This is a genomic window from Kitasatospora sp. NPDC048722, from assembly GCF_040650235.1.
In the GTDB taxonomy this organism is placed as follows: domain Bacteria; phylum Actinomycetota; class Actinomycetes; order Streptomycetales; family Streptomycetaceae; genus Kitasatospora.
This window is the reverse complement of record NZ_JBEZGX010000092.1, coordinates 1-25,202: the sequence shown is the minus strand read 5'-3', so window position 1 is coordinate 25,202 and position 25,202 is coordinate 1. Positions and strand designations below refer to the sequence as shown.

General features: G+C 73.3%; 22 protein-coding genes and 1 pseudogene. 8 read left to right on the top strand and 15 right to left on the bottom strand.

Features of this window, described 5'->3' with window-relative positions; genetic code table 11:
- Positions 1-119 (bottom strand): annotated as a pseudogene (locus AB0C76_RS38835) (acyl-CoA dehydrogenase); the annotation flags it as partial.
- Between the two features lie 192 nt (positions 120-311).
- On the opposite strand from AB0C76_RS38835, the gene AB0C76_RS38830 reads away from it, so the two are divergent.
- Both AB0C76_RS38830 and AB0C76_RS38825 read left to right on the top strand, forming a co-directional pair.
- On the top strand, positions 312-1,649 hold the full coding sequence (locus AB0C76_RS38830; RefSeq protein ID WP_359974810.1) for a UDP-glucose/GDP-mannose dehydrogenase family protein: 1,338 nt from the start codon (positions 312-314) through the stop codon (positions 1,647-1,649).
- Between the two features lie 49 nt (positions 1,650-1,698).
- The gene (locus AB0C76_RS38825; RefSeq protein WP_359974808.1) at positions 1,699-2,112 is read left to right on the top strand and encodes a CoA-binding protein; all 414 of its coding nucleotides are present in this window, start codon (positions 1,699-1,701) and stop codon (positions 2,110-2,112) included.
- 20 nt (positions 2,113-2,132) lie between these two features.
- Here the strand turns inward: AB0C76_RS38825 and AB0C76_RS38820 are convergent, their stop codons facing one another.
- The 3 genes from AB0C76_RS38820 to AB0C76_RS38810 are packed head-to-tail and all read right to left on the bottom strand — an operon-like array spanning position 2,133 to position 5,046.
- A complete protein-coding gene (locus AB0C76_RS38820; RefSeq protein ID WP_359974806.1) occupies positions 2,133-3,344 on the bottom strand; it encodes a dipeptidase in 1,212 nt (403 codons plus the stop codon).
- A 32-nt stretch (positions 3,345-3,376) separates the two neighbouring features.
- Positions 3,377-3,910 carry a 5-(carboxyamino)imidazole ribonucleotide mutase gene (purE, locus tag AB0C76_RS38815; RefSeq protein WP_359974804.1) on the bottom strand — a complete coding sequence of 178 codons (534 nt, stop codon included), beginning with the start codon at positions 3,908-3,910 and terminating at the stop codon, positions 3,377-3,379.
- The gene (locus tag AB0C76_RS38810; protein ID WP_359974802.1) at positions 3,907-5,046 is read right to left on the bottom strand and encodes a 5-(carboxyamino)imidazole ribonucleotide synthase; all 1,140 of its coding nucleotides are present in this window, start codon (positions 5,044-5,046) and stop codon (positions 3,907-3,909) included. Before AB0C76_RS38810 ends, purE begins: the two co-directional genes overlap by 4 nt.
- Positions 5,047-5,382: 336 nt before the next feature.
- Here AB0C76_RS38810 and AB0C76_RS38805 point away from each other — a divergent pair, with 336 nt between their 5' ends.
- Positions 5,383-5,862 carry a GtrA family protein gene (locus AB0C76_RS38805; RefSeq protein WP_359974800.1) on the top strand — a complete coding sequence of 160 codons (480 nt, stop codon included), beginning with the start codon at positions 5,383-5,385 and terminating at the stop codon, positions 5,860-5,862.
- A 336-nt stretch (positions 5,863-6,198) separates the two neighbouring features.
- Here AB0C76_RS38805 and AB0C76_RS38800 read toward each other — a convergent pair whose 3' ends face one another.
- Positions 6,199-7,443, bottom strand: a complete 1,245-nt coding sequence (locus tag AB0C76_RS38800; RefSeq protein ID WP_359974814.1) for an ATP-binding protein — start codon at positions 7,441-7,443, stop codon at positions 6,199-6,201.
- Positions 7,444-7,507: 64 nt separating this feature from the next.
- Positions 7,508-8,182: a response regulator transcription factor gene (locus AB0C76_RS38795; protein ID WP_030290974.1), complete on the bottom strand. Its 675-nt coding sequence runs from the start codon at positions 8,180-8,182 to the stop codon at positions 7,508-7,510.
- A gap of 329 nt (positions 8,183-8,511) precedes the next feature.
- Here AB0C76_RS38795 and AB0C76_RS38790 point away from each other — a divergent pair, with 329 nt between their 5' ends.
- The gene (locus AB0C76_RS38790; protein WP_359974798.1) at positions 8,512-10,020 is read left to right on the top strand and encodes an oligopeptide:H+ symporter; all 1,509 of its coding nucleotides are present in this window, start codon (positions 8,512-8,514) and stop codon (positions 10,018-10,020) included.
- Positions 10,021-10,152: 132 nt separating this feature from the next.
- On the top strand, positions 10,153-12,234 hold the full coding sequence (locus AB0C76_RS38785) for a prolyl oligopeptidase family serine peptidase (protein WP_359974796.1): 2,082 nt from the start codon (positions 10,153-10,155) through the stop codon (positions 12,232-12,234).
- A 59-nt stretch (positions 12,235-12,293) separates the two neighbouring features.
- Here the strand turns inward: AB0C76_RS38785 and hutI are convergent, their stop codons facing one another.
- The 6 genes from hutI to AB0C76_RS38755 form a co-directional block, all read right to left on the bottom strand.
- Complete coding sequence (gene hutI, locus AB0C76_RS38780; protein WP_359974795.1) at positions 12,294-13,469, bottom strand: imidazolonepropionase; 1,176 nt, start codon at positions 13,467-13,469, stop codon at positions 12,294-12,296.
- 34 nt (positions 13,470-13,503) lie between these two features.
- Positions 13,504-14,880, bottom strand: coding sequence for a formimidoylglutamate deiminase (locus AB0C76_RS38775; RefSeq protein ID WP_359974793.1), 1,377 nt, complete (start codon positions 14,878-14,880; stop codon positions 13,504-13,506).
- Positions 14,871-16,052 (bottom strand): allantoate amidohydrolase, encoded by a 1,182-nt coding sequence (locus AB0C76_RS38770; RefSeq protein WP_359974812.1) that lies wholly within the window; start codon positions 16,050-16,052, stop codon positions 14,871-14,873. The genes AB0C76_RS38775 and AB0C76_RS38770 overlap by 10 nt, the downstream gene beginning before the upstream one ends.
- Positions 16,053-16,069: 17 nt before the next feature.
- The gene (hutU, locus tag AB0C76_RS38765) at positions 16,070-17,740 is read right to left on the bottom strand and encodes a urocanate hydratase (protein WP_359974791.1); all 1,671 of its coding nucleotides are present in this window, start codon (positions 17,738-17,740) and stop codon (positions 16,070-16,072) included.
- A gap of 385 nt (positions 17,741-18,125) precedes the next feature.
- A complete protein-coding gene (locus AB0C76_RS38760) occupies positions 18,126-18,449 on the bottom strand; it encodes a hypothetical protein (RefSeq protein WP_359974789.1) in 324 nt (107 codons plus the stop codon).
- A 70-nt stretch (positions 18,450-18,519) separates the two neighbouring features.
- Positions 18,520-19,389, bottom strand: coding sequence for a MurR/RpiR family transcriptional regulator (locus AB0C76_RS38755; RefSeq protein WP_359974787.1), 870 nt, complete (start codon positions 19,387-19,389; stop codon positions 18,520-18,522).
- 255 nt (positions 19,390-19,644) lie between these two features.
- Between AB0C76_RS38755 and AB0C76_RS38750 the strand changes: the two genes are divergently transcribed.
- Positions 19,645-20,058 carry a hypothetical protein gene (locus tag AB0C76_RS38750; RefSeq protein WP_359974785.1) on the top strand — a complete coding sequence of 138 codons (414 nt, stop codon included), beginning with the start codon at positions 19,645-19,647 and terminating at the stop codon, positions 20,056-20,058.
- A 29-nt stretch (positions 20,059-20,087) separates the two neighbouring features.
- Here AB0C76_RS38750 and hutH read toward each other — a convergent pair whose 3' ends face one another.
- Positions 20,088-21,665: a histidine ammonia-lyase gene (hutH, locus tag AB0C76_RS38745; protein ID WP_359974783.1), complete on the bottom strand. Its 1,578-nt coding sequence runs from the start codon at positions 21,663-21,665 to the stop codon at positions 20,088-20,090.
- 167 nt (positions 21,666-21,832) lie between these two features.
- On the opposite strand from hutH, the gene fdhD reads away from it, so the two are divergent.
- The gene (gene fdhD / locus AB0C76_RS38740) at positions 21,833-22,678 is read left to right on the top strand and encodes a formate dehydrogenase accessory sulfurtransferase FdhD (protein ID WP_359974781.1); all 846 of its coding nucleotides are present in this window, start codon (positions 21,833-21,835) and stop codon (positions 22,676-22,678) included.
- Here the strand turns inward: fdhD and AB0C76_RS38735 are convergent.
- A complete protein-coding gene (locus AB0C76_RS38735) occupies positions 22,668-23,864 on the bottom strand; it encodes a macrolide family glycosyltransferase (protein ID WP_359974779.1) in 1,197 nt (398 codons plus the stop codon). The two genes, fdhD and AB0C76_RS38735, sit on opposite strands and share 11 nt — an antisense overlap.
- 104 nt (positions 23,865-23,968) lie before the next feature.
- Here AB0C76_RS38735 and AB0C76_RS38730 point away from each other — a divergent pair, with 104 nt between their 5' ends.
- Complete coding sequence (locus AB0C76_RS38730) at positions 23,969-24,574, top strand: TetR/AcrR family transcriptional regulator (RefSeq protein WP_359974778.1); 606 nt, start codon at positions 23,969-23,971, stop codon at positions 24,572-24,574.
- Here AB0C76_RS38730 and AB0C76_RS38725 read toward each other — a convergent pair.
- The gene (locus AB0C76_RS38725; protein ID WP_359974776.1) at positions 24,552-24,875 is read right to left on the bottom strand and encodes a hypothetical protein; all 324 of its coding nucleotides are present in this window, start codon (positions 24,873-24,875) and stop codon (positions 24,552-24,554) included. The genes AB0C76_RS38730 and AB0C76_RS38725 overlap by 23 nt on opposite strands.
- Between the last annotated feature and the right edge of the window lie 327 nt (positions 24,876-25,202).

The following is a 25,202-nucleotide window of genomic DNA, read 5'->3' as shown; positions in this document are numbered from 1 at the left end:
TCCGCCGCGAACGGAGCGATCTTCGCCTCGGCCAGCCCGCGCACCGCCTCACGGAGCATCCCGTGCTCCTCGGAGATACGGAAGAGATCGAAGTCAGCCGCGCCTGCGCTGCCCGCCATGATGCCGCCTCGCCACAGTGATCGAAGGATCCGGTCGGTTACCGTCGAGTAGAGATCCTAGGGCTCCGACCTGCGGCTGCCTAGCGTTTCCGGCCCCGGGCGGGCCCCGGACGGGCGGCCTCCGCCGGAGTCCGGGGGGACGGATAGCATCAGGGCACCCACTCATGGTCGAGTCCGCACAAAGGGGAACCCGTGACCCTCCGCATCTCCGTGATCGGCACCGGCTACCTCGGTGCCACCCACGCGGCCGCGATGGCCGAGTTCGGCTTCGAGGTGCTCGGTCTGGACATCGACCCCGAGAAGATCGCCACACTGACCGCCGGCCGCGTCCCGATGTACGAGCCGGGCCTGTCCGAGCTGCTGCTCAAGCACGTGGCCGGGCACGAGGGCTCCACCGGCCGGCTGCGCTTCACCACCTCCGTCGAGGAGGTCGCGGAGTTCGCCGACGTCCACTTCGTGTGCGTCAACACCCCGCAGCGCAAGGGCGAGTTCGCCGCCGACATGTCCTACGTGGACGCCGCGATCGACGGCCTCGCGCCGCACCTGAAGCGCCCGGCCCTGGTGGTCGGCAAGTCCACCGTGCCGGTCGGCTCGGCGGGCCGGCTGGCCGAGCGGCTCGCCGCGCTGGCGCCGGTCGGAGCCGACGCCGAACTCGCCTGGAACCCGGAGTTCCTGCGCGAGGGCTTCGCAGTCCAGGACACCCTGCGCCCGGACCGGATCGTGATCGGCGCGCACAGCGAGCGCGCCGAGCGGCTGCTGCGCGAGGTGTACGCCGAGCCGGTCGGGGCCGGGGTGCCGTTCGTGGTCACCGACTACGCGACCGCGGAGCTGGTGAAGACCGCCGCCAACTCCTTCCTGGCCACGAAGATCTCGTTCATCAACGCGATGGCCGAGGTGTGCGAGGCGGCCGGCGCCGACGTCACCCAGCTCTCCACCGCGCTCGCCTACGACGAGCGGATCGGCGGCAAGTTCCTCAACTCCGGCCTCGGCTTCGGCGGCGGCTGCCTGCCCAAGGACATCCGGGCGTTCATGGCCCGGGCCGGCGAGCTCGGCGCCGACCAGGCGCTGACCTTCCTGCGCGAGGTCGACTCGATCAACATGCGCCGCCGCTCCCGGATGGTGGAGCTGGCCCGCGAGCAGTGCGGCGGCGGCTTCCTGGGCCGCCGGATCGCCGTGCTCGGCGCCGCCTTCAAGCCCAACTCGGACGACATCCGGGACTCCCCCGCACTCAACGTCGCCGCGCAGATCCAGCTCCAGGGCGCCCAGGTCACCGTCTACGACCCGAAGGCCATGGACAACGCCCGCAAGATGTTCCCGGGCCTGACCTACGCCGACTCCCCGCTGGAGGCCGCCGAGGGCGCCCACGTGGTGCTCCACCTGACCGAGTGGCAGGAGTTCCGCACCCTCGACCCGGCCGTCCTGGGCGCCGTCGTCGCCGAGCGCCGCCTCCTCGACGGCCGCAACGTCCTCGACGCGGACGCCTGGCGCGCCGCCGGCTGGACGTACCGCGCCCTCGGCCGCCCGAGCTAGTACCGGGGCGCCAGGGAATCCCGCACCCCGGCACGCCGTTGAGACGGTCATGACGAGCTACGGCGACGACGCGACGGTCCGCGACATCCTCACCGGCACGGGCGACACCTGGGCGGTGGTCGGCCTGTCGAACAACACCGCGCGCGCCGCGTACGGCGTGGCCGCCGTGCTCCAGCGCCACGGCAAGCGGATCGTGCCCGTGCACCCGAAGGCCGAGACGGTCCTCGGCGAGCCCGGCTACGCGTCGCTGGCGCAGATCCCGTTCCCGGTCGACGTCGTCGACGTGTTCGTCCGGTCCGAGCTGGCCGGTGAGGTGGCCGACCAGGCGGTGGCCGTCGGGGCCAAGGCGGTCTGGTTCCAGCTCGGCGTCGTCGACGCGGCGGCGTACGAGCGGACGACGGCCGCCGGGGTCTCGATGGTCATGGACAGGTGCCCGGCCATCGAGTTCCCCCGGCTCGGCTAGCCGGTCCGGCGCCCGGGCCGTCAGGCGGTGCCGTCCAGCTGGGCGATCGTCGCGATGGACGGGCCCCGGGTGGCGCGCAACCCGGCCGCGGCGGACTCCGCGTCGCGCAGGACGCGGACGGCGTTGTGCCAGGTGAGCTTGGCCAGGTCGGCCTCCGACCAGCGGCGGCGCAGGAGTTCGGCGACGAGGTTCGGGTATCCGGCGACCGAACCGAGGCCCTCGGGCAGGAACGCGGTGCCGTCGAAGTCGCCGCCGATGCCGATGTGGTCGATCCCGGCGACCTCGCGCATGTGGTCGAGGTGGTCGGCGACGGTGGCGGCGGTGGTGACCGGCCGCGGGTGGGCGGCCTCGAACTCGCGCTGGCGGGCCATGCCCGCGGGGGTGGTGTCCAGCGGGTGGAGGCCGTGGGCGCGCATGTTCTCGTCGGCCCGCACGGTCCACGCGGCGGCCTCGGCGTGGATGAACTTCGGCACGAAGGTGGCCATCGCGACGCCGCCGTTGCCGGGCAGCTGCGCGAGGACGTCGTCCGGGACGTTGCGCGGGTGGTCGCAGACCGCGCGGGACGACGAGTGCGAGAAGACGACGGGCGCCTCGGTGACCCGCAGGGCGTCGCGCATCGTGTCGGCGGAGACGTGCGAGAGGTCGACCAGCATGCCGAGCCGGTTCATCTCCCGGACGACCTCCTCGCCGAAGCGGGTGAGCCCGCCGGCCACCGGCTTGTCGGTCGCGGAGTCGGCCCACGGCACGTTGTCGTTGTGGGTGAGGGTCAGGTAGCGGACGCCGAGCTCGTACAGGGCCCGCAGGGTGGCGAGCGAGCAGTCGATGGAGTGGCCGCCCTCGGCGCCCATCAGGGAGGCGATGCGGCCCTCGGCGCGGGCCGCCTCGATGTCGTCGGCGGTGCGGGCGAGCCGGAGCCGGTCGGGGTAGCGCGCGACGAGGGCGTGGACGAAGTCGACCTGCTCCAGCGTGGCGCTCACGGCATGGTCGCCGGCCAGCCGGGTGGGCACGTAGACGGACCAGAACTGCGCGCCGACCCCGCCCTCCGCGAGGCGGGCGAGGTCGGTGTGCAGGCGGGCGCTCTGGTCGGCGGCGAGGTCGAGCGCGCCGAGGTCGTACCCGGCCTGCTCGCGCATCGCCCAGGGCAGGTCGTTGTGGCCGTCCACGACCGGGGCGGTGCGCAGGAGGGCCCGCGCGCGGTCCAGCGGGGTGGGGGAGTCCAGCTCAGAGGTCATGCGACCTGTTCTACCCCACCCCGCCGCACCGTCTACTTGGCGAAGCCGAAGGAGCCCGAACCGGCCACCTTGGCGCGGAGCTTCTGGCCCTTCTCGGTGGCCTGGGTGTTGAGCTCGGCCTGGAAGTCGGTCATCCGCTCGGTCAGTTCGGGGTCGAACGCGGCGAGCATGCGCACCGCGAGCAGGCCCGCGTTGCGCGCGCCGGCCACCGAGACGGTCGCGACCGGCACGCCGGCCGGCATCTGGACGATCGACAGCAGGCTGTCCATGCCGTCCAGGTAGCGCAGCGGCACCGGGACGCCGATGACGGGCAGCGGCGTGACGGAGGCGAGCATGCCCGGCAGGTGGGCGGCGCCGCCGGCGCCCGCGATGATCGCCTTGAGCCCGCGCTTGTGCGCGTTCTCGCCGTAGGCGACCATCTCGCGCGGCATCCGGTGGGCGGAGACGACGTCGACCTCGTAGGGGATCTCGAACTCGTCGAGGGCCTGGGCGGCGGCCTCCATGACGGGCCAGTCGGAGTCCGAGCCCATGACGATGCCGACAACGGGAGCCGTGGGGTCAGTCATTCGGTGATCGTTCCTCGCAGGTAGGCGGCCGCGTGGCGGGCGCGCTCGCGGACGTCGTCGAGGTCGTCCCCGAAGACGTTGACGTGGCCGACCTTGCGGCCGGGCTTCACGTCCTTCCCGTACATGTGGATGCGCAGGCCCGGGTCGCGGGCCATGCAGTGCAGGAAGGCGTGGTACATGTCCGGGTAGTCGCCGCCGAGGACGTTGACCATGACGGTCCACTTGGCGCGCGGCCGGGGGTCGCCGAGCGGGAGGTCGAGGACGGCCCGCAGGTGGTTCTCGAACTGGGAGGTGACCGCGCCGTCCTGGGTCCAGTGGCCGGAGTTGTGCGGGCGCATGGCCAGCTCGTTGACCAGGATCCGGCCGCCCCGGGTCTGGAACAGCTCGACGGCGAGGTGGCCGGCGATGCCGAGGTCGCCGGCGATGCGCAGGGCGAGCTGCTGGGCCTCGTCGGACAGGGCCGGGTCGAGGTCCGGCGCCGGGGCGGTGACCTCGGCGCAGACGCCGTTCTCCTGGACGCTCTCGACGACCGGGTAGGCGACGGCCTGGCCGCTGGGCGAGCGGACGACGTTGGCGGCCAGCTCGCGGACGAAGTCGACCTTCTCCTCGGCCAGCACCGGCACGCCCGCCAGGAACGGCGCCTGGGCCTCCTGCTCGTCGTCGACGACCCACACGCCCTTGCCGTCGTAGCCGCCGCGGACGGTCTTCAGGACGACGGGGTAGCCCTCGCCCTCGTTCGCGAAGGCGGTCACGTCGGCCGGGTCGGCGACGATCCGGTGCCGGGGGCAGGGCACCCCGATGGCGTCGAGCTTCGCCCGCATGACGCCCTTGTCCTGGGCGTTGACCAGCGCCTCCGGGCCGGGGCGGACGGCGATGCCGTCGGCCTCCAGCGCCCGCAGGTGCTCGGTCGGGACGTGCTCGTGGTCGAAGGTGATCACGTCGCAGCCGGCCGCGAAGCGGCGCAGGGTGTCGAGGTCGCGGTAGTCGCCGAGCACAACGTCGGAGACGACCTGTGCGGCGGAGTCCTGGGGGGTGTCGGCGAGGAGCTTGAACCTGACCCCGAGCGGGATACCCGCCTGGTGTGCCATGCGGGCCAACTGCCCGCCGCCGATCATGCCCACCACTGGAAAATTCACATTGCCCGGGGAAGTCACCTCGCCAGGATATCCGGGCCGATCGGGGGCGATGGAGCCGCTGGTGGCAAGGCCGGAGGGGCCCCCGGAGTGGACGCGCGTAGATGTCAACCCGGGACACGAGGGGCTGAGCCGTTCGGCGGAACCGGGTAGCCTGGACGGCCAGGTCCTGGTCTACGCAGTCCGATCATGTGCGTGCACGCAGGGCACAAGGGGCGGGCACCGTCCTGACGCACCGCCCTTTCGACCGCACGCTCATGGAGGCAGCCCGGTATGGCCACGACCGCAGCTCCGAGTCCCACACTCGTGCAGAAGATGCGCGGACTCACGGGAGAAGCCGTGAAGTTCGGCATCGTCGGCCTGAGCGGCGTGGTGGTCAACTTCCTGGTCTTCTGGGTCTGCATCAACGGCCTGCACCTGGCCTCGCTGCGCTCGAACATCGCCGCGACGCTGATCGCGATCGCCACCAACTACCTCGGCTACCGCTACTGGCTGTACCGGGACCGCGACGCCGCCTCGCGCAAGCGCGAGATCACGCTGTTCCTGGTGTTCAGCGGCATCGGCATGCTGATCGAGACCGGCGTGCTCGGCACCTCGGTGTACCTGCTCGGCCTGGACTCGCACTTCGAGCAGCTGGGCGCCAAGCTGGTCGGCCTCGCGCTGGGCACCGTGTTCCGCTTCGTCTCGTACCGCACCTGGGTGTTCAAGGCCATGCCCGAGGCCGAGCCGCAGGCCCCGCACGCCACCGGCAGCGAGCTGGCCGCGCAGGCCGAGCTGATGCTGGCCGCCGAGGAGATCCGGTACGCCAAGGCGGAGTGATCCCCCGCACGTCCCAGCCGTCGGGCCCGCGAGCACCCCGCTCGCGGGCCCGACGCGCGTCCTGCGCGTGCCGGTCCCGCCGGCCCGAGAGGACCGTGGTCGCCGAGGGCGAGCACGGCCGGCGCGGACGATCGGGGCTGCCGGGGGCCAGGAGGCTCGCCATGGCGTTCGTCCGGATCGTCGACGGCCAGACCGACGGGCTCGACGACCTCGACCGGCTGATGGACGGCTGGGCCGGATCCACCGGGGGATCGCCGAGGGCTGGTGGCCGTGGGACGTGACGGGCCCGATGCACCGGCTCGGCGTCCTGCCGGGAGCCCGAGACCCCGGAGCCGCTCAGTCCTCGTGACTGCGGCCGAGGAAGAGCGCGAACACCGGCGGCCGCAGCGACAGCAGTTCGAGCCGGCCGCCGTCCGCCTCCGCGAGGTCGCGGGCCACGGCCAGGCCGATCCCGGTGGAGTTGCGGCCGCTGACCGCGCGCTCGAAGACCCGGTTGCCCAGCTCCGGCGGCACCCCGGCGCCCTGGTCCTGCACCTCGACCACGACCGAGGTGCCGGACGGGCGGACCCGCAGGGTGATCGTCCCGGCGCCGTGCATCAGCGAGTTCTCGATCAGGGTGGCGAGCACCTGGGCGACCGTGCCCGGGGTGCCGACGGCGATGACGCCGTGCAGGCCCTCCAGGGAGAGCACCCGGCCCTTCTCGCGCAGGGTCGGGCCCCACTCCTCGACCTGCTGCTTGATCACCTCGTCGAGCTCGAAGGCGACGGCGGTGGGGCTGCGCGGGTCGCGCTGGGTGGTGAGCAGCCGCTGGACGACGTCGGTGAGCCGCTCGACCTGCTGGAGGGCGATGGTCGCCTCCTCCTTGACGGTCTCCGGGTCCTCGGCGAGGGCGGTGATCTCCTCCAGCCGCATGGACAGCGCGGTGAGCGGGGTGCGCAGCTGGTGCGAGGCGTCGGCGGCGAGCCGTCGCTCGGCGGTGAGCATGCGGGCGATCCGCTCGGCGCTGACGTCCAGCACCTCGGCGACCCGGTCGAGCTCCGGCACGCCGTAGCGGCGGTCGCGCGGGCGGGGGTCGCCGGAGCCGAGCCGCTCGGCGGTCTCGGCGAGGTCGGTGAGCGGCCGGGCGAGCCGCTTGGCCTGCCAGACGGCGAGCGCGACGGCGGCCTGGACGGCGAGCAGCGCGACGACGCCGAGCAGCAGAAGCATGTTGGCGATCTCGTGGTCGACGTCCTCGCGGGACTGCTCGACGGTGACGCTCTCGCCGTTGATGCCGTACTCGGTGGCCTTCAGCAGGTGGTCCCCGGGCGGGCGCACGCCGACCGAGACCACCGCCTGGCCGGGCAGCTGCACCTCGACGTAGCTGCCTTCGGCGACCTGGCTGTCGAAGGAGCGCGCGTTGACCAGCTCGTGGTTCGCGAGGCGGTTCTCCACCAGCCCGAGCACCCGGACGGCGGCGGCGTCCGTCCGTTCCTGGGCCGAGTTGACGATGGTCCGCTTCTCGACCAGGGCGAGCGGCACGCAGAACACCACGACGACCACCAGGACGACGCCCAGCAGCGAGTTGATCATCCGGCGTTTCACGCTGCCGCTCCCCGAGGTGTTGCGCTTCATCGGCCGTGCTCCGGCCATGCTCTCCGTGCGGGGGCTAATTCTTCTCGAACCGGAAGCCCACTCCGCGCACGGTGGCGATGTAGCGCGGGTTGGCGGCGTCGTCCCCGAGCTTCTTGCGCAGCCAGGAGATGTGCATGTCCAGGGTCTTGGTCGAGGTCCACCAGGTGGTGTCCCAGACCTGGCGCATGATCTCCTCGCGGGTCACGACCCGGCCGGCGTCCCGGACGAGGACGCGCAGCAGCTCGAACTCCTTGGCGGAGAGCGTCAGCTCCTCCTCGCCGAGCCAGGCACGGTGCGACTCGATGTCGATCTTCACGCCGTGCGCGCCGGTGGTGAGCTGGTCGACGTTGCCGCGCCGGAGCAGGGCCCGGACGCGGGCGAGCAGCTCGGCCAGCCGGAAGGGCTTGGTGACGTAGTCGTCGGCGCCGGCGTCGAGGCCGACGACGGTGTCCACCTCGTCCGCGCGGGCGGTGAGCACCAGGACGGGGCAGCTCTTGCCGTCGGCGCGCAGCCGGCGGCAGACCTCAAGGCCGTCCATCTCGGGCAGGCCGAGGTCGAGGACGACCAGGTCGACCTCCTCGGTGAGGCCGGCGGCGAGCGCGGTGGGGCCGTCCTCGCGGACGAGCACCTCGTAGCCCTCGCGGCGCAGGGCCCGGGCCAGCGGTTCGGAGATCGCCGGATCGTCCTCGGCGAGCAGCACACAGGTCATGTGGTGATGGTAGTCCGCCGCACCCTGCCCGATGGACCTGTGAAGTAGTTCACAGAGCGTGATCGTTATACAAGGGCCCGCGTCCGCTCAACGGACGCTTCCCGACCGCCCGTTCGGCGAAGATTTCGCCCTTGGATCTTGAATCCGAAGGAAGACGCCGCCGTCTACCATGGATCAATCGGGATGATCGGCTGCAGACTTTGCCATTGCCATACCTGATTCGAGCGTTTTGTCATCTGATACCGCCAAATATCGCCACGTACAGTGGTTCTGTCCACGTCCGCCGCCACCCCCCTAGGCGGACGCTGTCAGGCAAGGAACCACTACACATGGCGTCTACGCTCCAGGACGCCGGCGTCACGTCGGCCTCCCCCAGCGGCAAGACCTTCCTCGGCCACCCCCGAGGTCTCGCGACTCTCTTCATGAGCGAGATGTGGGAACGCTTCAGCTACTACGGCATGCGTGCCCTGCTGGTCCTCTACATGACCGCCTCCATCTCGGAGGGCGGCCTCGGCATGAAGACGGCGGTCGCCGCCGCCGTGTACAGCGTGTACACGGCGATGGTCTACCTGCTGGCCCTCCCGGGCGGCTGGATCGCCGACCGATTCCTCGGCGCTCGCAAGACCGTCGCGGTCGGCGGCACGATCATCATGATCGGCCACTTCCTGCTGGCCGTGCCGTTCAGCGGCGCGTTCTTCGCCGGTCTGGCCTTCATCGCGATCGGCTCCGGTCTGCTCAAGGCCAACATCTCGACGATGGTCGGCCACCTCTACGACGGCCCGAACGACCCGCGTCGCGACGGTGGCTTCACCGTCTTCTACATGGGCATCAACCTCGGCGCCTTCGCGGCCCCGCTGGTCATCGGCACCATCGGCCAGAGCGTCAGCTGGCACCTGGGCTTCGCGCTGGCCGGCGTCGGCATGGCGCTCGGCCTCGGCCAGTTCCTGCTGGGCACCCGCCACCTGAGCCCGAAGAGCGACATCGTCACCTCGCCGATCACCCCGGCCGAGAAGGCGTCGATCTTCAAGAAGGCCGGCGCCTGGCTGGCCGCCGCCGTGGTCATCTACGGCGCCCTGGCGGCGAGCGGCTCGTTCACCATCGACTGGGTGCTCTGGCCGCTGTCCGTCGCGGGCATCCTGATCCCGGTGCTCGTCTTCGCCAAGGTGAAGCGCGACAAGGACCTCGACACCACCGAGCAGTCCCGGATGAGCGGCTACATCTGGTTCTTCGTCGCCGCCGCCGTGTTCTGGATGATCTACGACCAGTCCGGTTCGACGCTGAGCATCTTCGCGGACAAGCACACCGCGTCCACGCTGTTCGGCTTCAACTTCCCGTCGACGTGGTTCCAGTCGCTCAACCCGCTGTACATCATGGCGCTGGCGCCGGTCTTCGCCTGGATCTGGGTCGCCCTGGCCCGCCGGTCGAAGAACCCCAGCACCACCATGAAGTTCGCCATCGGTCTGCTGATGATCGGCGCGTCCTTCATCGTCATGATGCTGGCGATGGCCGCCGCCTCCGGCGACACCAAGGTCACCCCGCTGTGGCTGGCCATGGTCTACCTGGTCCAGACCGTCGGCGAGCTCACGCTCTCCCCCGTCGGTCTGTCCGTCACCACCAAGCTGGCGCCGACCAAGTACGCCAGCCAGATGATGGGCGTCTGGTTCCTCGCCGTCACCGCCGGTGACTGCGTCGCCGCGATCTTCCAGCTCGTGCTGGGCGACGGCGTGGTCGGCAGCACCTGGTACTTCGCGGTCCAGGGCGTGATGGCGATCATCGCCGGTGTCGCCCTCGCGATGTACCGCAAGAAGGTCAACGCGCTCATGGGCGACGTGCACTGACACGCGCCCGATCCGGCCGGGGCCGGTGTGGATTCCTGGAATCCGCACCGGCCCCGGCCGCTTTTGCGGCCCCCTGCGCAAGCGCGTAAACCACTCGACCGGGCGGTGCGGGGTCTGCCTATGGTGCCCGTCATGCCGACAGACGCGCTCCCCCGTCAACTCGCCCGCACCCGGCGCTTCGCGCTGGGCACCCCCACCCACCCCGTGATCACCGCCGACGGCGCCACCGTGCTGTTCGTCCGCAGCCGTGGCGGCGCCGACCCCGTCAACCGCCTCTGGGCACTCGACACCGCCACCGGCGAGGAGCGGCTGGTCGCCGACCCGGCCGCGCTCGGCGACGACGGCGACCTCCCCGAGGCCGAGCGGATCCGGCGCGAACGGGCCCGGGTCGCCGCCTCCGGCATCACCGCCTTCTCCACCGACGCCACCGGCCGCCTCGCGGCCTTCGCGCTCGGCGGCCACCTGTGGCTCGCCGACACCGCCACGGGCACCGTCCGCGCCGTACCCACCACCACCGAGGTGTACGACCCGCGCCTCGATCCGGCCGGCCGCCGGATCGCCTACGTCGGCCGCGGCTCCCTGCGGGTGGTGTCCACCGACGGCACCGACGACCGCGCGCTCGCCGAGCCCGAGACCGCGGACGTGACGTACGGCGTCGCCGAGCACGTCGCCACGGAGGAGATGTACCGCTCCCGCGGCCACTGGTGGTCCCCCGACGGCACCGGGCTGCTCGTCGCCCGGGTCGACGAGCGCGAGGTCACCCGGCTGCACCTCGCCGACCCGGCCGACCCGGCCCGGCCCCCGCGCGCCGTCCGCTACCCGCTCGCCGGCACCGCGAACGCCGACGTGTCGCTGTGGCTGCTCGGCCTGGACGGTTCACGGGCCGAAGTCCGCTGGGACCGGGCCGCGTTCGAGTACGTCACGGCCGCCGGCTGGGACGACCACGGCCCGCACGCCTGCGTCCAGAGCCGCGACCAGCGCACCGTCCGCACGCTCGCGATCGAGCCCGGCGGCGCCGTCCGGGTGCTCGACGAGCGGCGCGACGACCACTGGGTCGAGCTCGTCCCCGGGCTGCCCCTGCGCACCGCCTCCGGCGCCCTCGTCCACACCGCCGTCCACGGCGACACCCAGCACCTCACGGTGGACGGCGAGCCCGTCACCCCGCCGGGGCTGCAGCTGTGGGAGGTGCTCGGGGCGGAGGGCGAGCGGGTCCTGTTCACCGCCGTCGACGAGCCCACCGAGACCCACCTCTGGAGCTACGAGCCGGGCGCCGGCGTCCGCAGGCTGAGCGAGGGCCCGGGTCAGCACACCGGCGTCCGCCGGGGCGGCACGCTGGTCGTCACCACCCGCCGCGAGGGCCACCCCGCCGGACGCACCACCGTCCTGCACGAGGGGCGCGCGGCCGTGGAGCTCGTCTCGCACGCCGAGCCGCCCGTGCTCACCGCCGCACCCGAACTGCTGCGCCTCGGCCCGCGCGAGATGCGCGCCGCGCTCTACCTGCCCACCGGGTACCGCCCCGAGGACGGCCCGCTGCCCGTCCTCGTCGACCCGTACGGCGGACCGGCCACCCGGAAGGTCGGCACCGGCGGCGTGTGGTGGGACCTCGTCTCGCGCTGGTTCGCCGAGCAGGGCTTCGCGGTGCTCGCCGTCGACGGCCGCGGGACACCCGGCCGCGGGCCCCGCTGGAGCAAGGAGATCTACGGCGACAAGGCCGGACCGGCCCTGGCGGACCAGGTCGACGGGCTGCACGAGGCCGCGCGGCTGCGGCCCGGCTTGCTCGACCTCGACCGGGTCGCCATCCGCGGCTGGTCCTACGGCGGCTACCTCGCCGCGCTCGCCGTCCTGCGCCGCCCGGACGTCTTCCACGCGGCGTCGGCCGGGGCCGCCCCCACCGACCAGCGGCTCTACACCACCCACTGGCAGGAGCGCTTCCTCGGACACCCGGACGAGCACCCCGGGCACTACGACGCGGGCTCGCTGATCGCCGACGCCCCGGAGCTGCGCCGCCCCCTGCTGCTGATCCAGGGCCTCGCGGACGACAACGTCCTCCCCGTCCACGCCCTGCGTCTGTCCGCCGCGCTGCTCGCCGCGGGCCGCCCCCACGAGGTGCTCCCGCTGAGCAACACGACGCACTCCCCCACCGACGAGACCGTGGCGGCGAACCTTCTGCAGCACGAACTCGACTTCTTGAGGCGCTCGTTGGGCCTCAAGTGAAAACGGAGGCCCCCGCGCCCGCCACCCCGGGGGCGTGGGGGCCTCCAGCTCTCGCAGGCTCAGACCTCGCGGACCCCCGACCGCCAGACCGCGGCCGTCAGGGGCACCCCCGGCCGGTAGGCCAGGTGCACGTGCGACGGCGCGTCCAGCAGCAGCAGATCCGCCCGCGCGCCGACCCCGACCACGCCGACGTCGCCGCGGCGCAGCGCGTGCGCCCCGCCCGCCGTCGCCGCCCAGACCGCCTCGTCCGGCGTCATCCCCATCTCCCGTACCGCGACCGCGATGCAGAACGCCATCGAACTCGTGAAGCTGGAGCCGGGGTTGCAGTCCGTGGACAGCGCCACGACCGCGCCCGCGTCGAGCAGCCGCCGCGCGTCCGGGTACTGCGCCCGGGTCGAGAACTCCGCCCCGGGCAGCAGCGTCGCCACCGTCCCCGAGCCGGCCAGCGCGGCCACGTCCTCGTCCGTCAGGTGGGTGCAGTGGTCGGCCGAGGCCGCCCCCAGCTCGACCGCGAGCTGCACGCCCGGCCCGTACGTCAGCTGGTTGGCGTGCACCCGGGGCGTCAGCCCGCGCTCGATGCCGGCGGTGAGGACCGCCCGCGCCTGGTCCCCGTCGAACGCGCCCTTCTCGCAGAACACGTCCACCCACCGGGCGTGCGGGGCACAGGCGTCCAGCATCTCCCCGGTGACGAGGTCGACGTACGCCGCGGGGTCGTCCGCGTACTCGGGCGCGACGACGTGCGCGCCCAGGTACGTGGTCTCCGGCGTGTACTGGGCGGCGATCCGCAGCGCCCGCGCCTCGTCGGCCACCGTCAGCCCGTACCCGGACTTGCACTCGATGGTCGTGGTGCCCTGGCGCAGCGCCTCCCGGACGAACCGGGCCAGGTTGGCGTCGAGTTCGGCGTCGGTCGCGGCCCTGGTGGCCGCCACCGTGGTCCGGATCCCGCCGGCGGTGTAGGACTGGCCGGACATCCGGGCGTTGAACTCGGCGGTGCGGTCACCGGCGAACACCAGGTGGGCGTGCGAGTCGACGAAGCCGGGCAGCAGGGCCCGCCCCTCCGCGTCGAAGCGCACGTCGGCGGCGGGCGCGTCGGCGGCCGGGCCGACCCAGGCGACGGTGTCGCCGTCCAGCACCACGGCCGCGTCGGTCAGCAGGCCGAGCGGCCCGGCGCCCTGGCCGGGGTCGTTGGTGACCAGACTGCCGATACCGGTGATCAGGGTGGTCGGGTTCCTCAAGACGACGCCTTCCGAACGGAGTTGTAGGAACGGATCAGCAGCTCAGCGCGCCGATCGAGGCCCGCAGCGCGCCCGGGACGTCCGGGACGAGCCGGTGCACGCCGTCCGCGACGACGTGCCGGCCGCCGACCACGACGTGCCGGACGTCGGCCGCCGAGGCCGCGAAGACGGCGATCTCGGCGCCCAGTGCGGGCGGCGGCCCGGCGGTGCGCACCGAGTCGAGGGCGAGCACGGTGAAGTCCGCGAGCGCGCCGGCCTCGATCCGGCCGGCCTCCGGCCAGCCGAGCGAGGCGTGCCCGTCCTCCGTCCCGGCCCGCAGGAGCGCGTTGGCCGTCCAGTGCCCGCGGGTCCGCGTCCGCAGCCGTTCGTCGAGCTCCAGGGCGCGCGCCTCCTCGAACGGGTCGATGACGGCGTGGCTGTCGCTGCCGAGGGTGACCGGGCACCCGGCCGAGGCGAGCCGGCGGGCCGGGCCGATGCCGTCCGCGAGGTCCCGCTCGGTGGTGGGGCACATGCAGATCGTGGTGGAGCTGTCGGCGAGGAGGCGGACGTCCTCGTCGGTGAGGTGGGTCGCGTGGACGGCCGAGGTGCGCGGCCCGAGCGCGCCGTGGTCGGCGAGCAGCCGGGTCGGGGTGACGCCGTGCGCGGCGAGGCAGGCGTCGTTCTCGGCGGTCTGCTCGGACAGGTGGACGTGCAGCGGGGCCCCGCGCAGCTCGGACCACCGCGCGACGGTGCCCAGCTGCCCGGCGGGCACGGCCCGCACCGAGTGGATGGCGGCGCCGATCCGGGCGTGCTCGCGCGGCTTCAGCGCGTCCGCCCGGACCGCCCACTCCTCGGCGTCGCCGTCGCTGAACCGCTGCTGCGGCCCGGTCGGCTCGGCGCCGAAGCCCGAGGACAGGTAGCAGGTGTCGAGCAGGGTGATCCGGATGCCGGCCCGGGCGGCGGCCTCGATCAGCGCCTCGCCCATCGCGTTGGGGTCGTCGTAGCGGGCACCACCGGGCGCGTGGTGCAGGTAGTGGAACTCGCCGACGGCGGTGATCCCGGCGAGCGCCATCTCGGCGTAGACCGCGGTGGCGAGCTCCAGGTAGCGGTCCGGGTCGAGCGCCCCGGCGAACCTGTACATGGTGTCGCGCCAGGTCCAGAACGTCCCGGAGCCGACCTGGACGTGACCGCGCAGCGCCCGGTGGAAGGCGTGCGAGTGGGCGTTGGCCTGGCCGGGCACGAGCAGCCCTTCGAGCCGGACGGCACCGGCCGGGCACGGGCCGCTGTCCGGCGTCACGGCGGTGATCCGGCCACCGGGGCCGGTGGCGATCAGGACGTCCCGCTCGACCACCGGCCCGTTGACGTGCGGCAGCCAGGCGTACTGCGCCCAGAAGGCCGTGTCCCGCACGCCTGCGGCACGACTCATCGACATGCCAGGTCCTCCAGTACGTCGGCCAGGGCGGCGACCCCGGCGAGGCAGTCGGGCGTCTGCGCATGCTCGGCCGGGGAGTGCGAGACGCCGGTCGGGTTCCGCACGAACAGCATGGCGGTCGGGATCGCGGACGCCAGGATCCCGGCGTCGTGTCCCGCGCCGGTCGGCAGCACCGGGGCGTTCAGCAGCTTGCCGAGGCGGTCGCGCAGCGGGCCGTCGAACTCCACCACCGGGGTGTAGGACTCCCTGGTGAGCTCGACCCTCACGCCGTCGCGCTCGCCGCGCTCGGCGGCGGTCCGCTCGATCTCGGCGACCAGCGCGGTGAGGGTGCGCTCGTCGGCGGCCCGGGAGTCGAGCCAGCCGCGGACCAGTGAGGCGATCGCGTTGGTGCCGTTGGGCTCGACCGCGACCTTGCCGAAGGTGGCGAGGGCGCCCGCCTCCCGCGCCTTCTTCCGGGCGGAGAGCACGGTGTTGGCGTAGGTGAGCATCGGGTCGCGGCGGTCCTCGATGCGGGTGGTGCCGGCGTGGTTGGCCTCGCCGTGGAAGTCGAAGCGCCAGCGGCCGTGCGGCCAGATCGCCCCGGCCACGCCGACCGGCTGGTCCTCGGCGAGGTAGCGGCCCTGCTCGACGTGGAGCTCGACGAAGGCGGCGATCCGGGCGAGCCGGCCGTCGTCCGCGCCGATCGCGGTGGGGTCGTACCCGGCCCGCTCCATCGCGTCGGGCAGCCGGACGCCGTCGGCGTCGCGCAGCGCGTACGCGGCCTCGCGGTCCAGCAGGCCCGCCGTCAGCCGGGAGCCGATGCAGGCGACGCCGAACCGGGCGCCCTCCTCGTCGCCGAAGTTGACGATCGCCAGCGGACGCGTGAACTCGGCTCCCCGGGCGCGGAGTTCGTCCAGGGCGGCGAAGGAGGAGACGACGCCGAGCGGGCCGTCGAAGGCGCCGCCGTCGGGGACGGAGTCCAGGTGCGAGCCGGTGACGACGGCGCCGTCCCCGGCCGGGTCGCCCAGCCAGGCCCACTGGTTGCCGTTGCGGTCCAGCTCGTACGTCAGGCCGCGGTCGCGGGCCTGCTGCTCGAACCAGGCCCGGCACTCGGCGTCGGCGGAGTTCCACGCGAATCGGCGGTAGCCGCCGGAGGCGGCGGAGCGGCCCACGGGGAGCAGCTCCGCCCACATCGCTTCGAACGAACCCGTCACAGCTCACCCATGGGAACGCGGACGCCACGCTCGGCGGCGACCTCGTCGGCGCGGTCGTACCCAGCGTCCACGTGCCGGATGACGCCCATGCCCGGGTCGTTGGTGAGCACCCGGCGGATCTTCTCCCCGGCCAGCGGGGTGCCGTCGGCGACGGTGACCTGACCGGCGTGGATCGAGCGGCCGATGCCGACGCCGCCGCCGTGGTGGATGGACACCCAGGACGCGCCGGAGGCGACGTTGACCATGGCGTTGAGCAGCGGCCAGTCGGCGATCGCGTCCGAGCCGTCGAGCATCGCCTCGGTCTCGCGGTACGGGGAGGCGACCGAGCCGCAGTCCAGGTGGTCGCGGCCGATGACGATCGGCGCGGACAGCTCGCCGGAGGCGACCATGTCGTTGAAGCGCTCGCCGGCCTTGTCGCGCTCGCCGTAGCCGAGCCAGCAGATGCGCGCCGGGAGGCCCTGGAAGTGCACCTTCTCCTGGGCCATCTTGATCCAGCGGGCCAGCGACTCGTTCTCCGGGAAGAGGTCGAGGACGGCCTTGTCGGTCTTGTGGATGTCCTGCGGGTCGCCGGACAGCGCCGCCCAGCGGAACGGGCCCTTGCCCTCGCAGAACAGCGGGCGGATGTACGCGGGGACGAAGCCGGGGAAGGCGAACGCCCGGTCGTAGCCGGCCAGCTGGGCCTCGCCGCGGATCGAGTTGCCGTAGTCGAAGACCTCGGCGCCGCGGTCCTGGAAGCCGACCATGGCCTCGACGTGCCGGGCCATCGACTCGCGGGCCCGCTGGGTGAACTCGGCGGGCTTCTCGGCCGCGTAGGTGGCCATGTCGTCGAAGTCGACGCCGATCGGCAGGTAGCTCAGCGGGTCGTGGGCGCTGGTCTGGTCGGTGACGATGTCGATCGGCGCGTCCATCGCGAGCAGCTGCGGGACGAGCTCGGCGGCGTTGCCCAGCACGCCGATGGACAGCGGCTGCTTCTTGTCGCGGGCGGCGGTGGCGAGCTCCAGCGCGTGGGCGAGGTCCTTGGCCTCGACGTCCAGGTAGCGGTGCTCGATGCGCCGGGAGATGCGGGACGGGTCGCAGTCGATGCAGATCGCGACGCCGCCGTTCATGGTGACGGCCAGCGGCTGGGCGCCGCCCATCCCGCCGAGGCCGGCGGTGAGGGTGATGGTGCCCTCCAGCGTGCCGTTGTACCGCTTGTTGGCGACGGCCGCGAAGGTCTCGTAGGTGCCCTGGAGGATGCCCTGGGTGCCGATGTAGATCCACGAGCCGGCGGTCATCTGGCCGTACATGGTGAGCCCGAGGCTCTCCAGGCGGCGGAACTCCTCCCAGTTGGCCCAGTCGCCGACCAGGTTGGAGTTGGCGATCAGCACGCGCGGCGCCCACTCGTGGGTCTGCATGACGCCGACCGGGCGGCCGGACTGGACCAGCATGGTCTCGTCCTGCTTCAGGCCCTGGAGGGTCTTCACCATGGCGTCGAAGGAGCGCCAGTCGCGCGCGGCCTTGCCGGTGCCGCCGTAGACCACCAGCTTCGACGGGTGCTCGGCGACCTCCGGGTCGAGGTTGTTCATGAGCATCCGCAGGGCGGCCTCCTGCTGCCAGCCCTGCGTCGTGAGCCCCGTGCCACGCGCCGCACGTACCTCGCGCGGCCCGCTCGTCTGCTGCTGCACCATGTCCCGGCCTCCTGCGGATGGATTCATTCAGGCTTGGTTCAGTTGAATATAACTAAACAGTCGACGTTCGACCAGACCCCTGAACAATCCGATCAGCTGCGGCACCGCCCGACTTGGCGCGCCAGCCCGAACCCGGCGAACACCAGCCACTCGGCCCAGCACCAGGGAGCGGAGGCCGCGACGACGGCCGTGCGGCCCGGCGAATCCGGGACGCGGCGGGGGAGATCGAGCGCAGAACCGGCGAGGGTGCCCGGACGCTCCGCACCCACCCCCGGCGACGGCGGGTACCAGGGCGCGCGACAGGGCGAGTACGGCGCGCCCGCGCCGCTGCCGGCCGAGCCGGGCATCGCCGACCTGCCGCTCCACGCACCGAAGCGCCGAGCCCTCAGGCCGCCGCGTCGCCGTCCCAGTCGATGCCGATCTCGGCCAGCCAGCGGCGGTCGGCGGCGTCGGGCGCGGCCGGGGCCGGCGGGCGGGGGACGCTCTGGACGGGGCCGAGGCCGTACTTCTCGACGGCCTCGGCGGCGGCCCGTGCCTCCGGTTCGATGACGCCGACGTGCACGGCGGACTCGTCGCCCGGGTCGAGGACGGTCAGTTCGGGTTCGGGCAGGCGCCGCAGGGTGACCCGGCGCCCGCAGGTGGGGCAGGACCATTCGTCGGCACCCGATGCCAGCCGGGCGACGAACTTCATCTCGTGGATCACGCGCATGGGCGGCACCCCCTGCACTAGGGGATGCCCCGGTTCGTGGCCGGCCACGCCCACAACGCCGCGGCTCTGTCTACTCCAAAAACAGGCCACGTGCCGCGGCCGACTGCTCGATGGCCTCCAGCCTGGCCTCCGCGCCCGGGATTTCGTCGCACATGCTCTGCAGGAGCACCCGGCCCAGCATCATCGGCGCACACGCGGTGTCGAAGACCAGACCGGTGCCGACGGCCGCCGGCAGCATCAGGTCGGACAGCTTGGCGACGGGCGCGAACGCGCTGTCGGCCACCGTCAGCACCGTCAGACCGCACTCCCTGGCCACCGCCAGAGCGTCCATCAGCTCCCGTGGGTAGCGCGGCAGCGCGAAGCAGAGCAGCGCCGTCGCGCCGGCCGCGGTGACCTGCTCCAGCCGGTCGGCGAGCATGCTGCCGCCCTCGTCGAGCAGCCGGATGTCCGGGTGCACCTTGGCCGCGAAGTACGCGAAGCCGCGCGCCTGCGCGGACGCGGCCCGCAGGCCCAGCACCGGCAGCGGGCGGGAGGCGGCGAGCAGCCGGGCGGCGCGGATGATCGGCTCGGGGTCGGCGAGCAGGTCGGCGAGGTGGCGCAGGTGCTCGATCTCGGCGAGCACGGCCTGCTGGTGCTCGTTGCGCACCGCCTCGTGCGGGCCCTCGGGTGCGGCCGTCTCGCCCGCGCCGAGCTCGCGCAGCTGCCGGCGCAGCGCCGGGTAGCCGTCGTAGCCGAGGGCCACCGCGAAGCGGGTGACGGACGGCTGGCTCACCCCGGCGAGCTCGGCGACCTCGACGCTGGACAGGAACGGCGCCTCGGTGGCGTGCCGGACCAGCGAGTGCGCGATCCGCCGCTGGGTCGGCGTCAGCCGGCGCCCCTCGAAGAGCTGGAGCAGCCGCGCGGAGGGACCGACCGTGCCGGTCTCGTCGGTGGCGGTCATCGGCGGTACCTCCGGGTGCGAGCGGTTCGGACGACGACTGTGCAGCAGCGCGCGGCGCCTGGCAAAGACGTCTCGCACGACGGGACGGCCGCTGAGACGTCCCGATGGGCGGACAGTCTGGCGCACGACCGGCGGACCCTGCGCCCCGGGAGCCCGGGACGGGGCTCGGGGTAACCCTGATTTGTCCCTGAGCCCGCCCGGATTCCCCCCGCGAACGGATGGACCGGGCCCTGGCGGGGGCCCACGCTGGTGGCCATGGACACTCGCCAGGACGAACTGCGGCGCGACCTCGACGCCACCCTGCAGGCCCGCAAGGAACTCGGCAAGGAGTACGAGTCGGAGCTGGTCGACTCGTTCCTGAAGCGGCTGGACGCCCGCATGGACGCCCGGGCCGACCGCCCCGCGCCCCAGCAGTTCGAGGGCTACGAGCCCGGCTACCGCCACCGTCCGCGCCGCTCCGGCTGGTCGGCCGGCCGTCCCGGCTCCCGGCTCGCCGTTCTCTCGCTGGTGCTCGGCATCCCGCTCACCGCGATCGCCAGCGACGCCCAGAACGGCGGGCTGCTCGGCCTGATCACCTGCTGGGCCGGCATCGTCGGCGTCAACTTCGCCGCCGCGCGCGCCGACCGCCGGGACCGCGAGGACCGCCGCCCGCGGAGCGACTGGGACTGACGCCCCGGTCGCTCCGCGCGGGCGGCGGATCAGGCCAGCGGGCCGGTGACCTGCTCGACCGCCCGCACCAGCGCACCGGAGGCGACCAGTTCGGCGGCGGCCTCCAGGTCCGGCGAGAGGAAGCGGTCGCGGCCGGCGCCGCCGACCCCCGCCTCGCGGGCGGCGGCCACCGCCGCCGCGGTGGCCGGGGCGAGCCGGCCGGCCGAGTCGGCCTGCTGGCGGATCTCCAGCGCGCGGGCGGCGGCGGTGAGCTCGACGGCGAGGATGCGTCCCAGGTTCTCGACCGCCTGGCGCAGCTTGCGGGCCGCGGACCAGCCCATCGACACGTGGTCCTCCTGCATCGCGGAGGACGGGATCGAGTCGACCGAGGCCGGGACGGCGAGCCGCTTGTTCTCGCTGACCAGCGCCGCCTGGGTGTACTGGGCGATCATCAGACCGGAGTCCACGCCCGGGTCGTCGGCCAGGAAGGCCGGCAGGCCGTGCGAGCGCGCCTTGTCCAGCAGCCGGTCGGTGCGCCGCTCGGAGATCGAGCCGAGGTCGGCGGTCGCGATGGCGAGGAAGTCCAGCACGTACGCGACCGGCGCGCCGTGGAAGTTGCCGTTCGACTCCACCCGGCCGTCGGGCAGCACGACCGGGTTGTCCACCGAGGCGGCGAGCTCGCGCGAGGCGACCAGCTGGGCGTGCGCGACGGTGTCGCGGCCCGCGCCGGCCACCTGCGGGGCGCAGCGGATCGAGTAGGCGTCCTGGACGCGCGGCGCGTCGTCCTGGTGGTGGCCGGTGAGGCCCGAGCCCTTGAGGACGGCGAGCATGTTGGCCGCGCTCAGCGCCTGGCCCGGGTGCGGGCGGATCGGGGCGTGCAGCTCGGGGGCGAGCACCTTGTCGGTGCCGAGCAGCGCCTCCAGGCTCATGGCGGCGGTGATGTCGGCGGTGGTGAACAGGCGGCTCAGGTCCGAGATGGCCATGACGAGCATGCCGAGCATGCCGTCGGTGCCGTTGATGAGGGCGAGGCCCTCCTTCTCCAGCAGCTCCACCGGCTCGATGCCGGCCGCGGCCAGCAGCTCGGCGGCGGGCTTCTCCACGCCGTCCGGGCCGGTGGCCACGCCCTCGCCCATCAGCACCAGCGCGCAGTGCGAGAGCGGTGCGAGGTCGCCGGAGCAGCCGAGCGAGCCGAACTCCCGCACCACGGGGGTGATGCCCGCGTTCAGCAGCGCGGCCATGGTCTGGGCGACCAGCGGACGGACGCCGGTGCGGCCGGAGGCCAGCGTCTTCATCCGCAGGAACATCAGCGCCCGGACCACCTCGCGCTCGACGGCCGGGCCCATCCCGGCCGCGTGCGAGCGCACCAGCGAGCGCTGCAGCTGGGCGCGCAGCTCGGGGCTGATGTGCCGGACGGCGAGCGCACCGAAGCCGGTGGACACGCCGTAGACGGGACGCGGCTCGGCCGCGAGAGCATCGATGCGGGCCCGGGCGGCCGCCATCTCGGCGAGCGCGTCCGGACCGATCTCGACCCGGGCGTTGCCCCGGGCGACGGCCAGGACGTCCTCGGCGCTGACGTCGGCCTTGCCGACCTGGACGAGCGGCGAGTCGGAGGCCGCAGCACTGTGCATATCCATATTCACCATCACATCAGGCGAATGAAGATATGACAACAGGTGCTCGCCATTCGGATTTTCCGTCCTACCGCCCGCGACCGCACGCCGACCCCCTCCCCCCGTGGATGTCCGCCTCCCCCATGCCGCACGCTGGTGGGGCAGGAACACGTACGGAGGTGGCGATGACGCGGGCGACGGCGCGGCGGCGAGTGGTGCGGCTGCGGGGGGACGAGCGCGGGGTGCGGCCGGACGCACTGGCGGCGGAGGAGCCGCTGGAGATCCGGGTCGGCGGCGAGCCGCTGACCGTCACCATGCGCACGCCCGGGCAGGACTTCGACCTGGTGGCGGGCTTCCTGGTCGGCGAGGGCCTGGTGCACGCCACCGAGGACCTCGCCGCCCTGCGGTACTGCGCGGGCACCGACGACGAGGGCGCCAACACGTACAACGTCGTCGACGCCACCCTGCGCGGCACCCGCGCCCTGCCGCTCTCCGCGCACCGCAACCTGCTCACCACCAGCGCCTGCGGCCTGTGCGGCCGGGACACCGTCGACGCCGTCCGCACCCACGTGCGGCACCCCGTCGCCGAGGACCCGCTCAGCGTCGAACCGTCCCTCCTGTACGGCCTCCCGAAGCGCCTGCGCGCCGCCCAGCGCACGTTCGACTCCACCGGCGGCCTGCACGCCGCCGGCCTGTTCGACGCCGCGACCGGCGAGCTGCTGTGCGCCCGCGAGGACGTCGGGCGGCACAACGCCGTGGACAAGGTGGTCGGCTGGGCCCTGCGCGAGGGCCGGCTGCCGCTGACCGGGCACGTCCTGCTGGTCAGCGGACGGGCCTCGTTCGAGCTGACCCAGAAGGCCGCGCTGGCGGGCATCCCGCTGCTGGCGGCCGTCTCGGCGCCATCCTCGCTCGCGGTGGACCTCGCCGAGGAACTCGGCCTGACCCTGGTGGGCTTCCTGCGCGGGGAGGGCGCGAACGTCTACACCCGACCCGACCGGATCGCCGTGCCCTCCCCCGCCGTCACCTCCTGAGCTCGGCCTCGATCAGGTCGGCCGCCCGGACGGTGCCGCCCTCGGCCCGTCCGGCGGCGGCCAGCGCCGCCAGCCGCTCGGCCACCGCCGGATCACCGACGAGTTCCAGCAACGCACCGCGCAGCACCTCCGGAGTGGCCCCCTCGGTATCGATCCGGCGGGCGACACCGAGCCCCACCAGCGCGTCCGCGTTGCCGAACTGGTCGGCCGCCTGCGGCACGGCGATCATCGGCACCCCGTGGAACAGCCCCTCGCTGGAGCCGCCCATGCCCGCGTGGGTCACGAAGGCGTCGGCCTGGGAGAGCACCGACAGCTGCGGCACCCACCGGTGCACCTCGACGGTGGCGGGCACCTCTCCAAGCTCGGCCAGGTCGGTGTGGGCGCCGACCTGGAGCACCGTGTGCCAGCCCGGCAGGTCACCGAAGGCCTCGACGCAGGCCCGGTAGAACGCCGGCTGGTTCGTGAACGCCGAGCCGAGCGAGACCAGCAGCACCTTCTCCGCCCCCTGCGGCCGGTGCCACTCGCCCTGATGGGCGCGGTCGCCGGAACAGGGCCCCACGAACGAGACCCGCCGCTCGTCGACCCGGTCCGCGTTGGGCTGCATCGCACGGGGGATGAGCGCGACGGCCCGCGACGGGCGGCTCTTGAAGGCGTCCACGTCGCGCTCCACCGCACCGGCCTCGGCCAGCCAGCCGGCGAACCGCCGGTAGTGCTCGGCGCCGCCGGAACCCTCACGAACGGCGGCCAACGCCTCGGCCAGATCCTCCTCGAAGCCCTCCCAGGCGACCATCGAGGGCGACAGCTGCACCACCGGCACGCCCAGCCGCTCGCCGAACGCCCGCCCGGCGAAGCCCGCGATGTCGCAGAGCACCAGGTCGGGCCGGTCGTCCGCGAAGGCCTCCAGCAGGACGGGGTGCATCGCGAGGGCGTCGTCCAGGAAGAGCTCCTGGATCCCCACCGGGTCCAGCGCCCAGCCGTCCGGATCGTCGCCGAGCGGCAGCTTCGTCGGGTACGGGACGAACCGCGCACCCGTCGACTCGACGACCTGGCGGAACGACGGATCGTTGACGTAGCTGACCCGGTGTCCCCGGGCGACCAGCTCGGAGATCACGGCCAGGCTGGGATTGACGTGCCCGTGGGCCGGCACCGACACCATCAGCATGTGCGCAGGGCGAATTCGGGTCATAAGGAACACACCTTCGGAATCCATCGACAGAGACGAGACGTATCGTCTCGCCTGCTCGGCAAGACGATACGTCTCGTCTTGCCGTTCCGCCTAGAATTTCCGGCATGACCGCCAGACCCGCCCCCGACCCCGCGCGCCGCAGCGAGCGCTCCCGCGCCGCCGTGCTCGCCGCCGCCTCCGAACTCGTCGCCGAGGTCGGTTACGGCAAGCTGACCATCGAGGCGATCGCCGCCCGGGCCGGCGTCGGGAAGCAGACCATCTACCGCTGGTGGCCGTCGAAGGGCGCGGTCGTCTTCGACGCCTTCCTCGCCGCCAGCGAGCACGAGGGCGGCATCGAGATCCCCGACACCGGCGACCTGCGCGCCGACCTGCGGGCGGTCCTGCGCCCGTCCTCGGACCAGCTCACGGACCCGGCCTTCGATCCGACCGCCCGCGTCCTGATCGCCGAGATCGTCGCCGACCCGGCGCTGCACGGCGAGTACCGCACCCGCCTGCTGGACCCCCTCCTGGAGGTCACCCGCCGACGCTTCCGCAGCGCCCGCGAGGCCGGCCGGATCGCCCCCGACGCGGACCTCGACCTCGCCGTGGAGCTCTTCTACGGCCCGCTCCACTACCGCTGGATGTTCCGCCTCGGCCCGCTCACCCACGACCACGCCGACCAGCTGGTCGAAGCCGTGCTGCGGGCGCTCAGCGCCGACTGCGGCGACTGACCAGGACCAGGATCACGACCAGCAGGACGACGAACAGCAGCACCCAGACGAAGCCGAAGCTCCGGCCGACCGTCCGGGAGACGAAGCCCCGGTTCCTGCGCTTGGACTTGTGACGGGTGACCGCCACGTCGGTGACGTGGTGCCCCCCGACGGAGGCGCGCGCGGGAACGGGCGTCCGCCCCCCGGACACCACAACCGCCGTCCGCACCACCGGCGCCGCCTCCGCGGGTCCGGCCACCGCCACGGCACCCCCGAACGCGACCACCCCGGCCACCGCCGCACTCACCAAGCGTCTACCCACGGCCCCGCTTCCCCCGTCCTCGCCGACCACCGGCCTCCGGCCCACGATCGCACCGTCCCACATCCCCGGGACACCCCCGTCCACCAACCGGAACGGACCCAGGACCGACCAGTCACGAAACCGGCACACGAGAAGGCCGCCCCCACTCCCTGGCCATCCCCCTCCTCTCCCCCCGTCACCCCCGCGCACCCATCCCCGACCACCCCCTCCCCCCTCTCCCTCTCCACCCCCTCCACCCCAGCGAGAGGGTGCGCTGCGGGAGGGGGTGGCGGAGGGGGTGGCCGCGGAGAGGGGCGTGACGGGTGATTTTCAGACTGCCAACGGTCC

What these genes read in the sequence shown, in the direction of transcription:
- AB0C76_RS38825 (WP_359974808.1), top strand. Translation starts at nt 1,699, where the DNA reads ATGACGAGCTACGGCGACGACGCGACGGTCCGCGACATCCTCACCGGC.
- AB0C76_RS38820 (WP_359974806.1), bottom strand. Translation starts at nt 3,344, where the DNA reads ATGACCTCTGAGCTGGACTCCCCCACCCCGCTGGACCGCGCGCGGGCC.
- purE (WP_359974804.1), bottom strand. Translation starts at nt 3,910, where the DNA reads ATGACTGACCCCACGGCTCCCGTTGTCGGCATCGTCATGGGCTCGGAC.
- AB0C76_RS38795 (WP_030290974.1), bottom strand. Translation starts at nt 8,182, where the DNA reads ATGACCTGTGTGCTGCTCGCCGAGGACGATCCGGCGATCTCCGAACCG.
- AB0C76_RS38790 (WP_359974798.1), top strand. Translation starts at nt 8,512, where the DNA reads ATGGCGTCTACGCTCCAGGACGCCGGCGTCACGTCGGCCTCCCCCAGC.
- AB0C76_RS38785 (WP_359974796.1), top strand. Translation starts at nt 10,153, where the DNA reads ATGCCGACAGACGCGCTCCCCCGTCAACTCGCCCGCACCCGGCGCTTC.
- AB0C76_RS38775 (WP_359974793.1), bottom strand. Translation starts at nt 14,880, where the DNA reads ATGTCGATGAGTCGTGCCGCAGGCGTGCGGGACACGGCCTTCTGGGCG.
- AB0C76_RS38770 (WP_359974812.1), bottom strand. Translation starts at nt 16,052, where the DNA reads ATGTGGGCGGAGCTGCTCCCCGTGGGCCGCTCCGCCGCCTCCGGCGGC.
- hutU (WP_359974791.1), bottom strand. Translation starts at nt 17,740, where the DNA reads ATGGTGCAGCAGCAGACGAGCGGGCCGCGCGAGGTACGTGCGGCGCGT.
- AB0C76_RS38760 (WP_359974789.1), bottom strand. Translation starts at nt 18,449, where the DNA reads ATGCGCGTGATCCACGAGATGAAGTTCGTCGCCCGGCTGGCATCGGGT.
- AB0C76_RS38755 (WP_359974787.1), bottom strand. Translation starts at nt 19,389, where the DNA reads ATGACCGCCACCGACGAGACCGGCACGGTCGGTCCCTCCGCGCGGCTG.
- AB0C76_RS38750 (WP_359974785.1), top strand. Translation starts at nt 19,645, where the DNA reads ATGGACACTCGCCAGGACGAACTGCGGCGCGACCTCGACGCCACCCTG.
- hutH (WP_359974783.1), bottom strand. Translation starts at nt 21,665, where the DNA reads ATGCACAGTGCTGCGGCCTCCGACTCGCCGCTCGTCCAGGTCGGCAAG.
- fdhD (WP_359974781.1), top strand. Translation starts at nt 21,833, where the DNA reads ATGACGCGGGCGACGGCGCGGCGGCGAGTGGTGCGGCTGCGGGGGGAC.
- AB0C76_RS38735 (WP_359974779.1), bottom strand. Translation starts at nt 23,864, where the DNA reads ATGACCCGAATTCGCCCTGCGCACATGCTGATGGTGTCGGTGCCGGCC.
- AB0C76_RS38730 (WP_359974778.1), top strand. Translation starts at nt 23,969, where the DNA reads ATGACCGCCAGACCCGCCCCCGACCCCGCGCGCCGCAGCGAGCGCTCC.